This window comes from Binatus sp. (SeqCode) (assembly GCF_036522015.1).
Taxonomy (GTDB): domain Bacteria; phylum Desulfobacterota; class Binatia; order Binatales; family Binataceae; genus Binatus.
This window is the reverse complement of the sequence record NZ_DATDGQ010000246.1, coordinates 1-3,737: the sequence shown is the minus strand read 5'-3', so window position 1 is coordinate 3,737 and position 3,737 is coordinate 1. Positions and strand designations below refer to the sequence as shown.

Annotated in this window: 5 protein-coding genes; 1 reads left to right on the top strand and 4 read right to left on the bottom strand. The window is 60.9% G+C overall.

Annotated elements, in window-relative coordinates; all coding sequences use genetic code 11:
* Positions 1–64: 64 nt before the first annotated feature.
* The 3 genes from VIW95_RS10595 to VIW95_RS10585 all read right to left on the bottom strand — a co-directional run bounded on the left by VIW95_RS10595 (position 65) and on the right by VIW95_RS10585 (position 2,417).
* On the bottom strand, positions 65–781 hold the full coding sequence (locus VIW95_RS10595) for an SDR family NAD(P)-dependent oxidoreductase (RefSeq protein ID WP_331586198.1): 717 nt from the start codon (positions 779–781) through the stop codon (positions 65–67).
* Positions 774–1,748: an MBL fold metallo-hydrolase gene (locus VIW95_RS10590; protein ID WP_331586196.1), complete on the bottom strand. Its 975-nt coding sequence runs from the start codon at positions 1,746–1,748 to the stop codon at positions 774–776. The genes VIW95_RS10595 and VIW95_RS10590 overlap by 8 nt, the downstream gene beginning before the upstream one ends.
* 87 nt (positions 1,749–1,835) lie before the next feature.
* On the bottom strand, positions 1,836–2,417 hold the full coding sequence (locus tag VIW95_RS10585) for a superoxide dismutase (RefSeq protein ID WP_331586194.1): 582 nt from the start codon (positions 2,415–2,417) through the stop codon (positions 1,836–1,838).
* A 188-nt stretch (positions 2,418–2,605) separates the two neighbouring features.
* Between VIW95_RS10585 and VIW95_RS10580 the strand changes: the two genes are divergently transcribed.
* Positions 2,606–3,304, top strand: a complete 699-nt coding sequence (locus VIW95_RS10580) for a urate hydroxylase PuuD (protein ID WP_331586192.1) — start codon at positions 2,606–2,608, stop codon at positions 3,302–3,304.
* 109 nt (positions 3,305–3,413) lie between these two features.
* Here the strand turns inward: VIW95_RS10580 and VIW95_RS10575 are convergent.
* Positions 3,414–3,737: c-type cytochrome (locus VIW95_RS10575; protein ID WP_331586190.1), on the bottom strand; the 324-nt coding region annotated here is incomplete at its 5' end.

Sequence of the window (3,737 nt, the reverse complement as noted above, 5' to 3'; positions counted from 1 at the left end):
ACCGGGTGCAGGGGTCACCCCTGCCGGGGGTGCGGGGCGCGCAGCCCCGCTGTCTTCGGCGACATCACGCGCGGCCGTATACCGGGACCACCGCGCCTGACGTGACGCGGCAATCGTCCGAGCACAGATAAGCGATCGTCTTCGCGATATCCGCCGGCTTCACCCAGTTTTCATGCTTCGCCTTGGGCATCGCGACGCGGTTCGCCTCCGTGTCGATGGTGCTCGGCGCGATCGCATTGACCATTACGCCATCGTCGAGAACTTCCTGCGCGAGCGACGCGGTGAAAGTCGCGATCGCGCCCTTGGCTACCGCGTAGGCGGCGTAGTCGCCCGCGCCTTGCAGACCGCTACGCGACGCCACCGACACGATGCGTCCCCACTTGTTGCGCTGCATTATCGGCACGACCGCGCGGCAGCAAAGAAATGTCGGCTTGACGTTGAGATCGAACATCGCTTGCCACTCCGCCAGCGTGGTTTCTGCGATCGGCTTGCCGCCCCAGAATCCGCCGACGAGATTCACCAGGATGTCGATCTTGCCCCACTTCGCCGCGACCTCCGCGACGAACTTCGCAGTCTGCGCCTCGTCGCTGACGTCCGCCTTCTTCAGAAAAATCTCCGACGCCGGGAAACGATTGCCGAGTTGTTTCTGCAGCAGAGGAACTTCCGCATCGACGACATACGGCACCGCCGCCTTCGCACCCGCGACCAGAAAATTCTCGACCACCGCGCGCCCTAGCGCTCCGGTCCCTCCAGTAACTATCGCGACTCGATTTTCAAGCATTTGCATGGCTCACCCCGCGCTCGCGCCAGTGGTCGCGTAGTTTACCCATGCGCGCGAGCATCCCGAGCGCATCGACAGGTGCGTCGTCGGGTTGTTCGTTCAGATCGCGATAGCACTTGTCGACGATCGCCACCAATCGCTCGGCCAGAGTCCATTTCATGAAGCGGCCGAGGTCGGTTCGGCGCGCTGCTTCATCTGCATCGACCCCCGCCTTGAAATGACGCGCCGACTGCTCCCGCACCAGCGCAAAATATTCGCGCAGCTCGAGCAGCCCTTCCTTGCCGCATAGCGGTCCATGCCCCGGCACAACCACCGCCGGATCCATCGCCGCCATCTTGTCGAGCGCGCTCATCCATCCCGTCAGCGAGCCTTGCCACACCACGGGAGTGTCGGTGTAGAAGAGCAGGTCGCCGGCGAACAGCACACGCGCGTCGGGCACGTACGCAACGACATCGCCCATCGTATGCGCGGGCCCGAAATGCATCAGCTCGACCGCGCGTTCTTCCAGGTGCACCGTCATCCGCTCGTCGAACGTCACGCTCGGGAGACAGCTCTTGATGCCGCGAAAGTCGAACTCGCCGAAAGCCTCACGCACGTAAGCCAAATCGCGTCCCGGAATTCCGTCGCGGACCATCCGCTCGAAGCCGCTCGGATCGCCGGCGCGCCGCATCTCCTCGCGGCAATTGCGATGCGCAATTATCTCGGCGCCCTCGACCAGTTGATTGCCGTGCACGTGGTCGGCGTTCGAATGAGTGTTGACCAGATAGCGGATGGGGAGCGGACACGCCGCGCGCATCGCGTCGAGCATCGTGCGCGTGAGCGGCAGATCGAACAACGTATCGACTATCAGCGCGGATTTCTTGCCCGCGACGAGTCCCGCGTTGTTGCGACTCCATCCCGTGGTCGGCTGCATCCAGGCGTGGATACCCGGTGCGATCTTCTCGAGCGATGCTTTCGTTGCTCCCATGCCGCGGATTCTAGGTGCGTGCGCGCCAAAAGAGAAACGCCGGGGATCGCCCGGCGTCTCTGAGGAATCGAATTGCGTCGAGCGCCGCTATTTCAGATTTTCGTTGGCGAAATCCCAGTTGACCAGGTTCCACCACGCATCGACGTACTTCGGCCGCGCATTGCGATAGTCGATGTAGTACGCGTGCTCCCAAACGTCGCAGGTAATTATCGGCACCTGTCCCTGGCGGATCGGGCATCCCGCGTCATGCGTCGCGACGACTTGCACCGCGCCGTCCTTGCGGCGCACCAGCCATGCCCACCCGCTGCCGAAGTGACCGTCGGCAATCTCGCTGAATTTTTTCTTGAACGCCTCGAAACTGCCGAAGCCTTTCTTGATCGCGTCGGCCACCGGCCCCTTGGGCTCGCCGCCTTTCTTTGGGCCCATCGACTTCCAGTAGAAGGAATGATTCCAATGCTGCTCCGCGTTGTTGAACAGCGGCCCGGGTTCCGCGGTCTTCAGGATATCTTCGAGCGCGGCGTTTTCTAATTTGGTGCCCTTGACCAATTCGTTGAGCTTGTCGACGTAGGCCTTGTGATGCTTGCCGTGATGATACTCGAGCGTCTCGGCCGAGATGTGCGGCTTCAACGCGTCCATGCTGTACTGCAGTTCGGGAAGTTTGAATGCCATGATTGAGGTACCGTCCTTTTGATGAATACAGCTCCTGAATTTCGGAGCTGTGATCAAAGTTTACGCCTGACTTGAAATCAGCGCGAATTTCAAACGTTCCCGCGGTAACTGTTGCAAAAGAAGTTATGCTGTGAAAAAGACACCAAAGCGGGTTTTAGGCGGGGCGTACTCGAAGGAGGAGGATTCCGATGGAAGATCTAGTCTTCATGCTACTCAGATTTCTGCACTTCCTTTTTGGCATCACGTGGATCGGACTGCTCTATTATTTCAATTTCGTTCAAACCCCGTTCTTCGGCGAGACTGATCCCGCAGTCCGCAGCGGCGCGATTCAGAAACTCGTCCCGCGCGCGCTCTGGTGGTTCCGATGGGGCGCAATGGGAACGGTCATTTTCGGCCTGCTCTACCTGTTGATGTGGTGGGCGATGCGCCTTAACTACGCGATGACGCCGTGGACGGTCGCGATCTTCACCGGCGGCCTGATGGGCCTAATCATGTGGGCCAACGTATGGTTCGTCATCTGGCCGAATCAGAAAATCGTCATCGGCAACGCGACTGCGATGGCCGGGGGAGCGCCTGCCAATCCCGCCGCTGCGCCCGCCGGACGCCGCGCCGCGTTGGCGTCGCGCACCAACACCCTCTTCTCGATTCCGATGCTGTTCTTCATGGGCGCCGCGAGTCACTACAACCTGTTCAATGAGGCGACGCCGGGCGGCATCACTGGATGGCTGGTGGTCACGCTGATCGTGGTTTTCCTGGTCGAGGCCAACGCGCTCATCGGCACCCAGGGCGTGACCAAGAAGCCACTCGATTCAATCGCGGGAACGATCCACTCAGGCCTCGCGCTGTGGATCGTGCTGGTCGTGATCATCAAGGTTACGCTGGGCTGACCGAGTTCCACTAACGATCATCTTCAAAACTACGGAGCCGCCGACAAAACGCCGGCGGCTCCTTATCCGGTCCCCCTTCCCGCGCGGGAAGGGGTTAGGGGTTAGGTTCTTACTTCTGGCGCGCGGCTTCTGCCAAAAACGCGGTCAAATCGTCAATTCGATTCGCCAACTGCGGCAGCGCGCGCATCGCATGCGTGGTGCGCTTGGGCGTGTAGCCGGGCGGATATTTTAGAAACAGCACGCGATCGTAAACCAGCTCGCGCGGCGATCCGGCGATCGGCGGCCCCTGACTGCCAGCCAGGTTGGGATTCGCGTTGTGACAAACCACGCAGTTCGTCATGTACACGATTCGCCCTTGCTCCGCCGGCGTCATCGGCTTCGACGGCCCGCACGCAGAGATTGCTATCGAGAGCATCGCGACGGCGAAGATGCT

What these genes read in the sequence shown, in the direction of transcription:
- VIW95_RS10595 (WP_331586198.1), bottom strand. Translation starts at nt 781, where the DNA reads ATGCTTGAAAATCGAGTCGCGATAGTTACTGGAGGGACCGGAGCGCTA.
- VIW95_RS10590 (WP_331586196.1), bottom strand. Translation starts at nt 1,748, where the DNA reads ATGGGAGCAACGAAAGCATCGCTCGAGAAGATCGCACCGGGTATCCAC.
- VIW95_RS10585 (WP_331586194.1), bottom strand. Translation starts at nt 2,417, where the DNA reads ATGGCATTCAAACTTCCCGAACTGCAGTACAGCATGGACGCGTTGAAG.
- VIW95_RS10580 (WP_331586192.1), top strand. Translation starts at nt 2,606, where the DNA reads ATGGAAGATCTAGTCTTCATGCTACTCAGATTTCTGCACTTCCTTTTT.